This is a genomic window from Arthrobacter sp. Y3223164, assembly GCF_059091005.1.
The window spans coordinates 1-13,374 of sequence record NZ_JBNHGF010000043.1 but is presented as its reverse complement, the minus strand read 5'-3'; the positions used below and the strand labels follow the sequence as shown (position 1 = coordinate 13,374).

Annotated in this window: 14 protein-coding genes and 1 riboswitch; of the genes, 3 read left to right on the top strand and 11 right to left on the bottom strand. The window is 64.2% G+C overall.

What is annotated here, in order from left to right:
• Together AC5RUJ_RS04420 and AC5RUJ_RS04415 are read right to left on the bottom strand one after the other, a co-directional pair.
• Positions 1 to 415: alpha/beta fold hydrolase (locus AC5RUJ_RS04420; RefSeq protein WP_494155627.1), on the bottom strand; the 415-nt coding region annotated here is incomplete at its 3' end.
• 80 nt (positions 416 to 495) lie between these two features.
• Complete coding sequence (locus AC5RUJ_RS04415; protein WP_494128296.1) at positions 496 to 1,821, bottom strand: bifunctional o-acetylhomoserine/o-acetylserine sulfhydrylase; 1,326 nt, start codon at positions 1,819 to 1,821, stop codon at positions 496 to 498.
• Positions 1,822 to 1,888: 67 nt separating this feature from the next.
• A riboswitch (SAM riboswitch) is annotated at positions 1,889 to 2,003 on the bottom strand.
• A gap of 227 nt (positions 2,004 to 2,230) precedes the next feature.
• Between AC5RUJ_RS04415 and AC5RUJ_RS04410 the strand changes: the two genes are divergently transcribed.
• Together AC5RUJ_RS04410 and AC5RUJ_RS04405 are read left to right on the top strand one after the other, a co-directional pair.
• Positions 2,231 to 2,872, top strand: a complete 642-nt coding sequence (locus AC5RUJ_RS04410; protein WP_494002488.1) for a VOC family protein — start codon at positions 2,231 to 2,233, stop codon at positions 2,870 to 2,872.
• A 211-nt stretch (positions 2,873 to 3,083) separates the two neighbouring features.
• Positions 3,084 to 3,506 carry a hypothetical protein gene (locus tag AC5RUJ_RS04405; protein ID WP_494128297.1) on the top strand — a complete coding sequence of 141 codons (423 nt, stop codon included), beginning with the start codon at positions 3,084 to 3,086 and terminating at the stop codon, positions 3,504 to 3,506.
• A gap of 153 nt (positions 3,507 to 3,659) precedes the next feature.
• Here the strand turns inward: AC5RUJ_RS04405 and AC5RUJ_RS04400 are convergent, their stop codons facing one another.
• The 9 genes from AC5RUJ_RS04400 to AC5RUJ_RS04360 all read right to left on the bottom strand — a co-directional run bounded on the left by AC5RUJ_RS04400 (position 3,660) and on the right by AC5RUJ_RS04360 (position 12,475).
• Positions 3,660 to 4,439 (bottom strand): CPBP family intramembrane glutamic endopeptidase, encoded by a 780-nt coding sequence (locus AC5RUJ_RS04400; RefSeq protein ID WP_494128298.1) that lies wholly within the window; start codon positions 4,437 to 4,439, stop codon positions 3,660 to 3,662.
• 289 nt (positions 4,440 to 4,728) lie between these two features.
• Entirely contained in the window at positions 4,729 to 5,997 is a 1,269-nt protein-coding gene (locus AC5RUJ_RS04395; RefSeq protein WP_494128299.1) for a M20 family metallo-hydrolase, read from the bottom strand.
• Positions 5,998 to 6,122: 125 nt separating this feature from the next.
• Positions 6,123 to 7,007, bottom strand: coding sequence for a PDR/VanB family oxidoreductase (locus tag AC5RUJ_RS04390; protein ID WP_494155626.1), 885 nt, complete (start codon positions 7,005 to 7,007; stop codon positions 6,123 to 6,125).
• Positions 7,008 to 7,099: 92 nt separating this feature from the next.
• Entirely contained in the window at positions 7,100 to 7,897 is a 798-nt protein-coding gene (locus AC5RUJ_RS04385; protein WP_494128301.1) for an amino acid ABC transporter ATP-binding protein, read from the bottom strand.
• Positions 7,894 to 8,832, bottom strand: a complete 939-nt coding sequence (locus tag AC5RUJ_RS04380; protein ID WP_494128302.1) for an amino acid ABC transporter permease — start codon at positions 8,830 to 8,832, stop codon at positions 7,894 to 7,896. The genes AC5RUJ_RS04385 and AC5RUJ_RS04380 overlap by 4 nt, the downstream gene beginning before the upstream one ends.
• An 18-nt stretch (positions 8,833 to 8,850) precedes the next feature.
• Positions 8,851 to 9,798: an ABC transporter substrate-binding protein gene (locus AC5RUJ_RS04375; protein WP_494128303.1), complete on the bottom strand. Its 948-nt coding sequence runs from the start codon at positions 9,796 to 9,798 to the stop codon at positions 8,851 to 8,853.
• 66 nt (positions 9,799 to 9,864) lie between these two features.
• Positions 9,865 to 10,935 (bottom strand): succinylglutamate desuccinylase/aspartoacylase family protein, encoded by a 1,071-nt coding sequence (locus AC5RUJ_RS04370; RefSeq protein WP_494128304.1) that lies wholly within the window; start codon positions 10,933 to 10,935, stop codon positions 9,865 to 9,867.
• Positions 10,923 to 11,366 carry a hypothetical protein gene (locus tag AC5RUJ_RS04365; protein ID WP_494023761.1) on the bottom strand — a complete coding sequence of 148 codons (444 nt, stop codon included), beginning with the start codon at positions 11,364 to 11,366 and terminating at the stop codon, positions 10,923 to 10,925. Before AC5RUJ_RS04365 ends, AC5RUJ_RS04370 begins: the two co-directional genes overlap by 13 nt.
• Positions 11,367 to 11,380: 14 nt before the next feature.
• Positions 11,381 to 12,475 carry an aromatic ring-hydroxylating dioxygenase subunit alpha gene (locus tag AC5RUJ_RS04360; RefSeq protein ID WP_494155625.1) on the bottom strand — a complete coding sequence of 365 codons (1,095 nt, stop codon included), beginning with the start codon at positions 12,473 to 12,475 and terminating at the stop codon, positions 11,381 to 11,383.
• Positions 12,476 to 12,620: 145 nt separating this feature from the next.
• Here AC5RUJ_RS04360 and AC5RUJ_RS04355 point away from each other — a divergent pair, with 145 nt between their 5' ends.
• Entirely contained in the window at positions 12,621 to 13,277 is a 657-nt protein-coding gene (locus AC5RUJ_RS04355; protein ID WP_494128305.1) for a GntR family transcriptional regulator, read from the top strand.
• Positions 13,278 to 13,374 lie beyond the last annotated feature (97 nt).

Genomic DNA, 13,374 nt, shown 5'->3' with positions numbered 1-13,374 from the left:
CGCCACCCATCGACCCGCCGAGCACCGTGTGCCAGCGCCGGATCCCCAGCGCGTCGGCCAGCCGCGCCTCGGCCCGGACCGAATCGCGGATCGTGACGAACGGGAAGCGTGAACCCCACGGCGTCCCGTCCGGAGCCGGCGACGAGGGACCGGTGGAGCCGTAGCAGCCGCCAATCATGTTGGCGGCCACGACGAAATAGCGCTCCGTGTCGATCGTGGCACCGGGGCCTACCAGGTCGTCCCACCAGCCGTCCTCGTCCGAGTAGCCGCGTGCGACATGCGTGCTGCCGGTCAGGGCGTGCTGGATCAGGACGGCGTTGGACGCGTCCGCATTCAGGGTGCCCCAGGTTTCAAAGGCGAGGACCACCTCGGGCAGATAGCCGCCGGCTTCCAGCTCCAGCGCACCAACCGGCATCCGGCGCAGGATGCCGTCGGTCGCCTGTTCCACCAGTTCCTGCGGTTGCACTATCGTCACGCTGCGCTCTACCTGCTTGCCTAGTCGTCCGCACCCTTGGCGGCACGGAAACCAGCCTCCAGGTCGGCGATGATGTCGTTGACGTTCTCGATGCCCACCGACAGCCGGACCAGACCGTCGGTCACCCCGGCCGCGACCCGTTCCGCGGCCGAGAGCTGGGCATGGGTGGTCGACGCCGGGTGGATCACCAGCGAGCGCACATCGCCCAGGTTGGCCACGTGGGAGTGCAGTTCAAGGCCGTCCACAAAGCGCTTCCCGGCCTCGATGCCGCCCTTGATTTGGAACGCGACGATGGCGCCGGTCCCCTTCGGGCCGTACTTGCGGCCGCGCTCATACCAGGGGCTGGAGGGCAGGCCGAGGTACGCGACCGAGGCAACGTCGTCGTGCTCTTCCAGGAATTCCGCCACCCTCTGCGCGTTGGCCACATGGCGCTCCACGCGCAGGCTCAGCGTCTCCAGCCCCTGGGCGATCAGGAATGCATTGAACGGCGAGATGGCGGACCCCAGGTCGCGCAGCAACTGCACCCGGGCCTTGAGGATGTAGGCCAGGTTGGCGCCCAGAGCGCCGCTGACGCCGAGGTCGCGGGCGAAGACCAGCCCGTTGTACGTGTCGTCCGGCGTGTTGAATCCCGGGAACTTTTCGGGGTCGGCGGCGAAATCGAACGTGCCGGCGTCGACGATCACGCCGCCGATCGCCGTCCCGTGGCCGCCGAGGTACTTGGTGGCCGAGTGGAGCACGATGTCGGCCCCCCACTCGATCGGACGGATCAGGTACGGGGTGGACAAGGTGTTGTCAACGATCAGCGGCACGCCGTTTTCGTGGGCGATGGCGCTGACCGACTCCAGGTCCAGCACGTCCTGGCGCGGGTTGGAGACGACCTCGCCGAAGAACGCCTTGGTGTTCGGCTTGACGGCATCGCGCCACTGCTGCAGGTTGTCCGGATCCTCGACGAAGGTGACCTCGATGCCGAACTTGGGCAGCGTGGTGCGCAGCAGGTTGTAGGTGCCGCCGTACAGGCTGGGGCTGGCCACGATGTGGTCGCCGGCCTCGGCCAGGTTGAGGATGGAGAACGTCGACGCGGCCTGGCCCGAAGCAAGCAGCAGGGCGCCGACGCCGCCCTCCAGGTTGGCGATCCGGGTCTCGACCGCTTCCTGGGTGGGGTTGCCGATCCTGGTGTAGATAGGTGCCAGTTCAGACAGGGCGAACCGGTCGGCCGCGCTCTGCGCGCTGGGGAACACGAATGACGTGGTCTGGTAGATCGGCAGTGCGCGGGCGCCCGTGGCGGCGTCCGGCTCCTGCCCTGCGTGAATCTGACGGGTTTCAAAGGACCAATCGACGTTGGACATGGTGCAACTCCTTCACTGGAAGGGGCCATCCGGGATCCGGCCGTGCCGGCATGTCTGTCCCGGGTGTGACCCGCGCTTGCGCACCGCCTTATGGCGGCTGCCTGGTCTTCACCCGGGGCACCCCACCGCGGTTGGAGGGTTGCCGGCCAGCAAACCGGGGTTTTGCGCTGGCACTCATGACCTGCCTCCAGTCTCCGCAGACAAGCCGGCGGCCGCAACAATATGACACCTTATGACTGGGCACCGGTCTCCGGACCGCCTGTCCGACCGTCCGCTTGTCACCGTTGCCGGCGCGTGCCAGCGAGGCGGAATTGCTGCCCGGGAAAGCCGCGTTCCGCAGGAGCCGCAAGTTCAGTGACTTAGGTCACCCTAAGTCGAGAGCGGGTTCACAAAGTGCCAAGATAATGCCATGCGCTTCGACCATGTTTCTTATGCTGCTGAACCCGACGGTCTGGCTGCCACCTCAGAGCGGATCTCCAAAGCCCTGGGCATCGACGCCGTCAAGGGCGGGGTTCACCCTCGCTTCGGCACCCGCAATATGATCTTCCCCCTCACGGACCACCATTACCTGGAGGTCGTGGAGGTGCTCGACCACCCCGCATCCGACAAGGCCCCCTTTGGCCAGGCCGTGCGGGCGCGGTCGGAAGCCGGCGGCGGCTGGATGGGCTGGTGCGTGGCGGTCGACGACCTGACCCCGTTCGAAGAACGGCTGGGCCGCCACGCGGTTCCCGGCAACCGCAAGTTCCCGGATGGGCAGGAACTGAGCTGGCAGCAGATCGGGATTAAGGGCCTCATCGCCGACCCGCAGGTGCCCTACATGTTGCGCTGGGACGACGGCACCGAACCGCTGCACCCGTCCAACGCCCGCCCCGCCACGGTCAAGCTGATCGGCCTGACCATCGCCGGCTCTTCCGAGCGGGTGGCGGACTGGCTGGGCACGCCTGTTGACGGCCTGCTGGACGACGTCAAGGTCGCCTGGACGGCACCGAACGGTACGCCGGGCATCCTGTCCGTCCGCTTCGAAACCGCCAACGGGATCGTCGAACTCTGAGTTCTCCCGGCATCGCTCCGTTTCGGGCGTCCGCTCCGCGTTATAGAAGGAGCAGACGCCCGAAACGGAGCTTTTGAGTGCACAAGCCCTCCAGATCGTCCTGCTGGGCATGCGCTTCGCGTGGACCGCTACCTCGGCTTTCCCGCCCTGCAGGCCACCCGGATTCTTGCTCTGGCCGGCCGGTTCTTTGCCACCGGGAAAGTCAAACCGCGTGAAACGGGTTTTCGCCTTCGCCAATCCCGCCTCGCAGTCGCCGGGCGAATCCTACTCCCGGGCTCTGATGTACCTGAACCACTTCCCGGAGCCGTTACTGCAGTACCCTGTCTTCGATCCGCAGGGAGTTCGTGTCGGCATCGTCGACTTCTACTGGGAACAATTTCGTCTTGCCGGCGAATTCGATGGTGCAGGAAAATACTCCCGAAACGAGTACCTTCGGAGCCGTAGTCCCGCCGCCGTAGTGGAGGCGGAAAAGAGGCGGGAGGACCGCATTCGGGCGACGGGGGCGGGAATGGTTCGCTGGATGTGGGACGCGCTCCAGCCCACAGGTACCGACACACCACTGGGTATCGTCCGGTCCCTTTCCATGGCGGGCCTTCCCCAGGACAGGTGGAACAACTCGTGGACGGGCACGTAGCGGTCAATTCTCCCCAGCACCACTCCTGACTTGGGGGCGGGCCGTTGCTCCGGTTTGGGCTGCGGCTCTGGGAAACAGCAGGAGCACGCGCCCCAGGCAAAGCTCCAATGATGGCCGGCTACGTGCCGATGGCCGGCAACTCTTTTGTGCCCGCTACGAGCCGATGCCGATGGCCGGCCCCAGCAGCGTGTAACCGACGAAGCCGGCAATATCCAGCAGGGCGTGCGCCACCACCAGCGGCATCACCCGCTTCACCTTCGTATAGGCGTAGCCGAAGATCAGGCCCATGAGGAAGTTCCCGATGCCCGGCCCGATGCCCTGGTAGAGGTGATAGGTCCCGCGCAGGGCGGCGCTGACGAAGATCGCGGACCAGATGCCCCAGCCGAACCTCGCGAAGCGGTTGAAGAGGTAGCCCACCATGACCACCTCTTCGAGGACCGCATGCCGCAGCGCGGACAGGACCAACACCGGAACCGTCCACCAGTATTCGTCCAGGGCCGCCGGGACAATGGCGGTGGTGATACCCAGGGCCCGGCCTGCGGCATAAACGCCCAGCGTCCCGACACCGATCACCAGCGCGAGCAAAAAGCCCAGGCCGAAGTCCAGCCGCGGCCGGGAAAACGTGAACCCGATCGCGCGGAAGGCCGACCGGCCGGGAACGGTCATCAAGAACAGCACCAGGGCCACCGGCACAAGCGCAAAGACGATGCCGAGCATTTGGTACACGAAATCGAAGAGTTCCCGCTCGTTCAGCACCGGGTTCAGCGTGGTCGTCTGCGAGGCCAGCGGAGCGCGGGTTATTTTTTCCAGCAGGTTCACCACGGCGTAGACCGCCGACTGCCCGAGCGAGAGTCCCAGGACGATCAATACCTCTGCCCGGTAGTACCTGACCGTGCGCCGCGTGCCCTCGGCGGCGACCTTCTGCTTGTCCATAGCCTCCATCTTGCCAACAGAACCGCGGGAGTCGTCGGCCTGGGACGCTTCCGTTCCGTGCGCGGCTGCTCCCGTGGCCCGCGTCGGCGCCGGGAACGCTTGGCTGCTACAAGTCCAGCAGCAGGCGCCGGCCCTTGCATCGCGACACGCAGATCATCATGGTGTCTCCGGCCTCGCGCTCGTCGTCGGACAGCAGCGAGTCACGGTGATCGATCTCACCACCCAAAACGGGGGTTTGATAGAAACCGGCAAAGGGCAAGTAGCGTAATGACCGCCAGGAATCGCGTGGCTAGTAATCAGGTTGCAAGGTTTCCGTCCGATCCATTTTTAGAAGGCTGGCTGCCAGCACATGCACTCCTGTACTGATGTGCTCGGCGTCTGTCCACTCTTCCGGGCAATGGCTTCGGCCGTTGTGAGACGGGATGAAGATCATTCCAGCAGGGCAGCGGGCTGCCAGGTGCGCAGCGTCGTGACCGGCGCCACTGGGCATGGGCATCCAGGGGAGCCCGAGGTCATCGAGTGCTGATGCCGTCACGTTTTGTACTGATGCGTTCGTCGGCACGACAGGAGTTTCCGCCGCCCAGTCGAGGAGTGCTTCTACTCCGCTTTCGGCGCTTTGCCGAAGGATTTCATCGGCTACCCTTCTCCGCACACCAGAGAGCCAGATTTGGTTGTCGCTGCGGAATTCTGCCATCAGCGTTGTTCGACCCGGAATCACGTTTCCAGAACCTGCTTCAACAAGCAGGTTGCCGCTGGTCGCGACCGCGTGGACAGGTGCTTCGCAGGCCTCCCGTTCGACGGCCAGGACGGCCTTGGCTGCAGCGACCAATGCATCCCGCCGGTCATCCATGTTACGAGTGCCGGCATGATCCGATCTGCCGAGAAAGGTGGCGAGCAGCGTGTGCACGCCAACGATTGAGGTAACAATTCCTACATCGATTCCCTTCTGCTCAAGGATCGGGCCTTGCTCCACATGCAGTTCGAGGTACCCGTGCAGTTCGTTTTGCGCCCACGAGCGTGCAAGCATGCCGTTTGGATCCAAGCCGAAGTGTGCCACCGCGTCACCCAGTCTGTTGCCAACTGAGTCTGTACGGTTCAGATCTTCTGTTTTGAGCACGCCTGCCGCTGCCCGACTGCCGAGGCAATATCCACCGTAGGGGTTTGCTTCTTCGCCCAGAAAGTCGACGACCAGCAAATCATGATTGAGCATCGTGGAAGTCTCGCGGAAGCGGCGCGCAGCTTCGATGCCTCCAAGCACTCCGACGATCCCGTCGAATCGTCCGCCTCCCACTACAGTGTCGGTGTGTGAACCGGTGACCAGCGGCGGCCCGGGATGGCGCCCTCGGAGACGGCCAATGACGTTGCCGGCAGGATCCACAGTGACTTCCAGACCGGCGTCCCGCATGCGGGATTGTACCCAGATGCGGGACGCCGAATAAGGATCGCTGAAGACCGGGCGGCTCCACCCAGGTGAGTCAGATTCCCGTATCTGTGAGAGCGCTGTCAGATCGTCCCATAGGCGTTCTTGGACCGGCTCCAGCGATGCCGCATCCTGCATGTTTCTCCTCCTAAGGCGGCGTTTTAGGCACTTACCCTTGCGGCTGCCGTCTGTTCACCGGGCGGGGGGGAAGGGCCTGGTGTGAGATGAAGGGCTGTGGTGCCTGCGGCAACAGAAGTGCCCGCCTACAAATCAAGCAGCAGGCGCTGGCCCTTGCACCGGGAGACGCAGATCATCATGGTGTCTCCGGCCTCGCGTTCGTCGTCGGAGAGCAGCGAGTCACGATGGTCGATTTCGCCGCCCAGCACAGGGGTTTCGCAGGTGCCGCAGATTCCCTCCCGGCAGGAGCTCAAAGGGGCGATCCCGACCGACTCAAGGGCCTGCAGGATGGTTTCATCCGAGCCCACCGGGACCTCCGTCCCATCGGCCAGTTCAACGATGAAGGCCGCATTGCCGCCCACGGGCACAGGCGGGTTATCGCCGGTGGCGGTGAAGCGCTCACAATGAAAACGCGCAGGGACTTCCCACCCGTCGGCAATCGCCTGGATGACATTTAGCAACGGCCCGGGACCGCAGGCGTAAACGTGTGTTTCCGAGGGTAGGTCCCCCAACAGCTCTGCCAACGGGTAAAAGCCGCTTTCGTCATCCGCGTGAATATGGATGTCTCCCCCAAGCGACTGGATCTCATCGAGAAACGCCATCGACGAGCGACTCCGCCCCAGATAGAGCAGACGCCATGGGACTCCAAGGGCGGCGGCCTCGCGGATCATCGGCAGGATGGGGGTAATGCCAATGCCGCCGGCGATGAAGACATAGCTCCCGGCAGGTTCCAGGACGAAATTGTTGCGCGGTCCCCGAACCTGAATTTTGGTCCCCGGCCTCAGCATCTCGTGCACGTAGGCCGAGCCGCCGCGCCCGTCGGGTTCGCGGAGTATGCCCAGCCGCCAGGCAGCACGGTTCGTCCGCTCAGAGCAGAGCGAGTATTGGCGCAAGAGGCCGTTGGGAAGGAGGACGTCCACATGGGAGCCGGCGTCCCACTCCGGCAGATCCTCACCCAGCGGATGTTCCAACTGCAGGGAGACTACACAGTTGGACTCCTGCCGGATTGACCGAACTTCGACGTCAAAAAATTCTTCATTCATGATTGCCCTCACGGTGGGTATCAGGCTGCTGCCGGTTCGGCGAGAACAGAGGCCAGGAAGGCCTTGGTGCGATCGTTCTTCGGGTTGGTAATTACCTCGCGGGCCGGCCCCTGCTCCACTACGTAGCCGTCCGCCATAAACACCACCCGGTCCGCGACGTCCCGGGCAAAATGCATCTCGTGCGTCACCACGACCATCGTCATGCCGGAGTTGGCCAGGTCCTTCATCACCTTCAGGACCTCACCCACCAACTCCGGGTCAAGAGCCGAGGTCGGCTCGTCAAAGAGCATCAGCCGCGGCTCCATGCACAGGGCGCGCGCGATGGCCACCCGCTGTTGCTGGCCGCCGGAGAGCTGCCTCGGGTAAGCCTCGGCTTTTTCCGCCAGACCTACTTTTTCCAACAGTCCCATCGCCCGGGCCACGGCCGTGGCTTTCTTTTCCTTTCGGACCAGCCGTGGTGCCTCGATCAGGTTCTCCAACACCGTCATGTGGGGGAACAAGTTGAACTGCTGGAAGACCATTCCCACTTCGGTACGGCTGCTGCAAATGTCGTTGTGGCTCTGTTCGTAGAGCTTGTTGCCTTTAAGGTCGTAACCCACGATCTTGCCGTTCACCCACATGCGGCCGCCGTCGACCGTTTCCAAATGGTTAATGCAGCGCAGGAAGGTACTCTTACCGGATCCCGAGGGGCCGATCAGGCAGACCACTTCCCCCGGCTGCACCTCCAAATCAATGCCCTTCAATACCTGATTGGAACCGAAGTTCTTGCAGATCGCGTTGGCCCTCACCATCGGTTCAACGCCGTGGGTAACCGTCATTTCTTGCCGCCTTTCAAGGAGAGCGCGTCATGGGTGGCGAAAAACCGCTTCAACTGCTGCAGCGGCGTCGGCGGCAGGTTCCGCTGGTTGCCGCGGGCAAATCGCCGCTCCAGGTAGTACTGGCCGATGGTCAGGACCGAGGTAATCAACAGGTACCAGAGGCTTGCGACGATCAGCAGCGGGACGGTCTCGAAGGTCCGCGCGTAAATAATCTGCGCCGAGTACAAGAGCTCCGGCACCGAGATCACGCTGACCAACGCCGTGGTCTTGAGCATGCCGATGGTTTCGTTGCCAGTGGGCGGGATAATGACGCGCATTGCCTGGGGCAGCACCACCCGCCGCATGGTCTGCATGCGGGTGATACCCAGGGCCTCGGCTGCCTCTGTCTGCCCGTGGTCAACCGACAGTATGCCCGCCCGGACGATCTCGGACATGTAGGCGCCTTGGTTCAGGCCAAGCCCCAGGATCGCTGCAGTCATGGGTGTGATCAACTGGTTTGCGTCCAGTTCAATGCCCGGGATGCCGAGAGTGATAACCGGGTACAGCGCAGCCAGGTTGAACCAGAACAGCAGCTGCACCAGCACCGGCGTGCCCCGGAAAAAGTTCACGTACGCAAACGCGGCACTACGCACCACCGGATTGACGGAGAGCCGCATGACTGCGAAGACGACCCCGAGCACGATGCCGATGGCCATGCTGATCGCCGTCAGGCCAAGCGTGACGAGAATGCCGCGGCCGATGGACACGTCGCGCAGGTACAGGCCCACGACGTCCCATCCGAAGTTGGGGTTCGTCATCACGGATCGTAATAGCAGCCCGGCGATCACGATGATGACGGCTGCGGACAGCCACCGACCGGGATGCTTTGCCTTGACGACGGTGTAACCATCGCCGGCAGGGGCTGCTTGCTCGTTGCGGGTAGTCACGGCAGTCATGCGGATGCTTCCTCTCCGCTACTTGTTGTCGAGGGCTTCGGACGTGATCAGAACCGACTCCGGGAGGGCCCACTTGGCGCGCATTTCCTCGTAGTAGTCGCTGTCCAGAATGCCTCGGGTGGCCTCAGTAACTGCTTCCTGCAGCCCGCCGTCCTTGGCTAGTGCGATGCCGGTGGGAATCGGGTCGTAGTCCTCACCGGCGGCCAACTCGAATTTATCCCCGGCTTCCTTTGCCTGGTAGGCCAAGGAAACGCTGTCTGCGACCACGGCGTCTACGCGGCCGGAAGTCAGGGCAAGGTTGGCGTCCGTCTGCCCGGGAAAGTTCTGAATGGTGATGGGTTCCTTGCCCGCTGCCGTGCATTCCTTGGAGAATTCGGGCAGGTACTCCATGGATTGGATCGATCCCTTTTGGCCGGCGATCTTCTTGCCGCACATGCTCATGGGATTCATGGAGATCTTCTGGGGGTTCCCGGGAAGGACGGCGACGCCGGAGCCCCCGTTGAGGTACGGCACGAAGTCAACAATTTTCTCGCGTTCCGGGGTGATCGAAAAGGTCGACATGGCCATGTCATACTTTCCGGAGGCCAAGCCCGGCAGGATGGTGTCGAAGGTCGCGGGCACGTGTTCAATCTCCAAGCCCAGGGCAGCACCGATTGCGTCCGAGAAGTCGACGTCGTAGCCGATCATGGTCTTGTTATCCGTGTCGTAGTACTCGAACGGCGCGTAGGTCGGGTCGGAGGCAACGCGCAGGGTTCCGGCGGCCCGGATCTCCTCCGGCAGCAAGTCTCTGGCCGCCTCGTTGAGGGCCACAGCATCCGAGGAAGCATTGGAGCCGCCCGGAGCAGCGGAACCAGCAGGTTCCGGCACGGCCTGGGACGCGTTGGTGCAGGCAGCCAGTGACAGGGCCAGCAGGACTGAACCGGCGAGGACGGTTGATCGGGGGGCGCGTTGACGTGAATGACGCATGGATTTTCCTTTCGAAGTCCGGACAGCGTTGTCCGGTTTTGGATATCCGCACTGACCAGGAGACGGTCAGTGCCTCGGTGCTTCAATTTCGGGTGCTACGTGCAGCATGTAGTTGCCGAGCGAGACGAGTGCGGGCCTGCGCAGGATGGCCACCATGCCATTCACCGGGGCGGTGTAGGTTTGCGGCGGCCGCTGCAGGTCATCGATGGCATGGACCCGTGCAACCGGGTCACCGGCCCGGACCCGCTGGCCCAGTTCCACCAGGGGTTCGAATAGCCCGGCAGTGGTGGCCATCACTGGGGAATCGGGCACCAACTCCAGCCAGACGGGTTCGGCTGCTTCCACGGCTGCCGGTTGCAGGACGGTGTCGTACTGTGCCGGCATGATTCCCACGTGGGCCAGCAGCGAGCGTACGCCGCGCCGCCCGCCCGCCAAGACGCCCGGATGTATCGTGCCTCCCCCGCCGAGTTCGGTGGAAAGCGTCAGTGCACCCGCGTCGTCGCCGGCGGAACTGAGCGAACCAGGTTCAAGCCGGGGTGGCACGGCTATCGCATAGGGCAATCCCATCGCCCGAGCCGCGGCCACTTTCCGCGCCCACGCCTGCTCGTCCGGGCCCCGGTACAAAAACATGCTTGGCAGGTAGGTGGAATTGGACCCGCCCGAATGCAGGTCGATCACAACGTCGGCTAGCGGCAGCAGCGTCCCGGCGATCAGGTCGGCAACTTGGTCGGTGGGTCCCCCGCGCCGCCCGCCCGGGTAACTACGGTTGAGGTTCCCCCCATCGATCGGCGACACCCTTGTACCGGCACGCACCGCCGGCGCGTTCGCCGCCGGCACGATGATCACCGTCCCGTTCACGTCCTCGGGCTCCAAAGAACGGATCAGTTCGTGCAACACGACTTGGCCTTCATACTCATCGCCATGCGTGCCGGCGACCAGCAGCGCCGTCGGTCCCGGCCCCGAAGAAATCACTGCCAGGGGAACCGGGATCAGCCCGTTGTCATGGACGTTGTCTGAATGCGACAAACCGGCAAAACCCAACTGCTTGCCGGGCCTGCCAAGCTCGATCCCATTTAGGGCATGATCCGTGATGCGCCGGGCAGCGTCGACGCTGCCACCGGCCGTCAAGGGACCCACCGCAGCACCTTGGCCTTTCGCGGGGCGAGGGTGATGACCTGGACGGCGGATTCTCCCGCCGCGAGCGAGAGCCGGATAGTCTCCGCGTCCTCTCCTTCGACGATGAACACATCGCCGGCCCGCAACCAGCGTTTCCACGGGCCGTCCTCGGCGGCGACCAGCGCCTCGCCGGCCAGTCCGGTCACCAGCAGCTGCTCGCCGGGCCCGCGCTGCAGCGTGCCGGTGTAGTTGCCGGTGTAGCGACGGCTGTCGGAAGCGATGTAGTTCTCATCGGCTTCAAGTGCGACGGCGGGCTCGGGGCCGGATTCATCCAGTTCCACCGTCCAGCGCCACGGGTCGCCGCGCTCGGCCGAATCCGGGCATGCCGCCAGGATCTTGGCACCCGAGTCCGCCGAAGTCTCCGCGCCGAGGGCGTTTGCCCTGATCAGCATCCACATGCCGGCGCCTAGGCCGTCACGGGAGCAACCGGCTCCCGGCGGGCGGCCGAACCCATCGCGGACTTGGCCTGCTGCTCCTTCTTGATCAGCGCGGCCAGGATGCGCCGCGCCTTCGCGACCCCGCCGTCCTGGGCGATCAGGACATCGAACTCGCCCTCGGGCCGGGTCTGCATCCCGATCTCCTGGGCCTCCAGCGCGGATGCGTCCTCGTCCAGTACGGTGGCCAAACCGACCCGGAGGTCCTCGGTCGCCTGCTCGTTGTCGACGGCGAAGTTGCGGCTGAAGGCGTAGTAGTACCAGGAATTGTGCTGGTCGATGGGCGTGATCCCGTTGAGGACCTTGATCAGGAAGCCCTCTTCGCGCGGCTTGCCCTCCCCGGTGATGCCGGAGTGCAGGACGTGCAGGTTGGGCACGAAGAACTCGGTGCAGTGGAAGCGGTCGAACAGCCCGCGGGCGTCCATGGTTTCGGCATAGAGCGGCGGCGCTTCGACCGAGGGCATCAGGCGGTCGACGCTGACCACGTTGCCCTCGACCTCCACGGTGATGCCGTGTTCGTAGATGTAGTCGTCGCCCACGGTGGTCTTGTGCAGGAAGGACTCGTGGGTCAGGTCCAGCAGGTTGTCGTGGATCAGGTCGGCCCGGCACTTGAAGTGGTACGAATGGGTGACGGTGGCCCACTCGGGGTCCACCATCCAGTGGGTGTCCGGGACATCGGCCGGGTCGGCCAGTTCCGGATCGCCGGTCCACACCCAGATCCATCCGTCCTGCTCCACCACGGGGTATTTGCGCACCTTCGCGCGCTCCGGGATCGAGGACTGGGCCGGCACCTTGGTGCACATGCCGTCCGGGCCGTAGGTGAAACCGTGGTAGCCGCACTCCACCGAATCTCCGATCGTGCGGCCTTCCGAGAGCGGGAAGGCACGGTGCGCGCAGCGGTCCGCAAGGGCAATGGCTTCGTTGTCCTGGGTCCGGAACAGGACGATCGGCTGCTCGCAGATGACCCGCCGCACCGGCTTGCGGGTGACCTCCGTCGACCACGCCGCCACGTACCAAGTGTTCAGCACATACATTTTAAGGTTCTCCTCCAACAGGTGTGTATACACTGTATTCAGAGCCGCAATGTGACGTCAAGCACTTTCAGCTAAACGTTGGCAAGTTACGCGTTTCGCCGCTTTTGCCTCGAAATCCATGTCCTGCCCGGCGGCAGGACTATAAAGTGCACTCAATGAAACCCAAAAGGAGGCCATCGTGGCTGCGATACCGAATGATGTGAGGCCGCTGGCGCTCCGGGTCCACGAGCAGCTGAGTGCCGACATCATCAGCGGAACCATCCAGGCGGGTTCGGCCCTGGCCCAGGAGTCCGTGGCGGCGCAATACGGTGTCTCCCGCACCCCTGTCCGGGACGCGCTCACCCAGTTGACGCTGGAAGGGCTGACCACCCTCGTCCCGGGCAAGGGTTATATCGTCAACCGGCTCGACGAGCGTGAGATCGAGAACGTCTTCAAGGTGCGCTATGCCCTGGAATCACTCGCGGTCCGGGACGCCATCGGGTCCTACACGCCGCAGCAGCTCGTGCGGCTCGGCGGCCTCGTGGACGAGACGGAAATCGTCGACCCGCAGGACAGCGGTGAACTCTTCCGGTTGGGCAGGGCCTTCCATCTGGCCCTGATCGAACCCTCGGACAACGACTACCTGCGCGGCGTGATCTCCTCCATCTGGAACCATCCCATCCAGCACCGGATCACGTTGACGTACCGGCAGGGACCGGAGCACCAGGCCAAGGTCATCCACGATCACCGCAGCATCCTACAGGCACTGAAGGACCATGACGCCGAGCGTGCCGTCGAGGTCCTTGCCCACTGCCATGACGTGAAAGACCCCAACCGCTACGAACATATCGGCTGAGGACCGCTCCCGGCCTTCAGGATCCGGAGCGGGCCGGACCCGGCCTGCAGGATCCCGGGGCGGGCCGCACGCCCTAGGCCCCCACGGCCGAGCGCAC

Excerpts from the sequence above, each read along its gene's own strand:
- AC5RUJ_RS04400 (WP_494128298.1), bottom strand. The coding sequence starts at position 4,439 with ATGGACAAGCAGAAGGTCGCCGCCGAGGGCACGCGGCGCACGGTCAGG.
- AC5RUJ_RS04375 (WP_494128303.1), bottom strand. The coding sequence starts at position 9,798 with ATGCGTCATTCACGTCAACGCGCCCCCCGATCAACCGTCCTCGCCGGT.
- AC5RUJ_RS04385 (WP_494128301.1), bottom strand. The coding sequence starts at position 7,897 with ATGACGGTTACCCACGGCGTTGAACCGATGGTGAGGGCCAACGCGATC.
- AC5RUJ_RS04365 (WP_494023761.1), bottom strand. The coding sequence starts at position 11,366 with ATGCTGATCAGGGCAAACGCCCTCGGCGCGGAGACTTCGGCGGACTCG.
- AC5RUJ_RS04415 (WP_494128296.1), bottom strand. The coding sequence starts at position 1,821 with ATGTCCAACGTCGATTGGTCCTTTGAAACCCGTCAGATTCACGCAGGG.
- AC5RUJ_RS04395 (WP_494128299.1), bottom strand. The coding sequence starts at position 5,997 with ATGCAGGATGCGGCATCGCTGGAGCCGGTCCAAGAACGCCTATGGGAC.
- AC5RUJ_RS04410 (WP_494002488.1), top strand. The coding sequence starts at position 2,231 with ATGCGCTTCGACCATGTTTCTTATGCTGCTGAACCCGACGGTCTGGCT.
- AC5RUJ_RS04380 (WP_494128302.1), bottom strand. The coding sequence starts at position 8,832 with ATGACTGCCGTGACTACCCGCAACGAGCAAGCAGCCCCTGCCGGCGAT.